Origin of the sequence: Photorhabdus sp. P32, assembly GCF_038085095.1 — a bacterium.
In the GTDB taxonomy this organism is placed as follows: domain Bacteria; phylum Pseudomonadota; class Gammaproteobacteria; order Enterobacterales; family Enterobacteriaceae; genus Photorhabdus; species Photorhabdus luminescens.
In genome coordinates, this window is record NZ_JAZGJN010000049.1 from 1 (window position 1) to 616 (window position 616).

A 616-nucleotide genomic window follows, 5' to 3' on the forward strand; every position below is an offset into this window, starting at 1 on the left:
TGAAAGATGACGGGTATATTTAAATGGGAGAGTATTATGGGATTACCAAATATCACTATTGCATTACAAGCTGATAATAATCTCTACCTGAGTCGAGTAGATCAGGCAGGAGTTCAGTATATTGAAGCTGTTAAATCTGCCATTGATATATACTCAAGATATAAATTAATACAACTTAGCACCAATACGATAGCACTTCTTGCTGATAATAGTCGTTATTTGAGCCGGGTTAGTCGAGTCGGTGGTGATTATATTGAAGCAGCGAAATCAAGTATTGATGTTTATTCTACGTTTACAGTAGAGGATGTCGGATGTAATGTGATAGCTCTACGTGCAGATAACGGGAAATATTTAAGTCGGGTCACTCTGAATGGTATTGATTATATTAAGCCGGATAAAATTAATTTAGATGCGTATTGCCACTTTAAAGTGACCACACTGATTGCATAAATTATAATCTTTGCTTAAATATTTTTATGGTGGCCAGGTAAAACTGGCCACTATTATTTTATCTTATTTTTGGATAATAATATTCGTCATTTAATATACCATGTAAAAACCAATGAATTATTTTAATATAATTATCTAATAACGGGTAATTGTTGTTATTTATAAT

General features: G+C 32.1%; 1 protein-coding gene. It reads left to right on the forward strand.

The genetic code is table 11. The features are described 5' to 3' along the window. Nucleotides 1–36 precede the first annotated feature (36 nt). Nucleotides 37–450: a fascin domain-containing protein gene (locus V2H77_RS00155; protein WP_265380204.1), complete on the forward strand. Its 414-nt coding sequence runs from the start codon at nt 37–39 to the stop codon at nt 448–450. Nucleotides 451–616 lie beyond the last annotated feature (166 nt).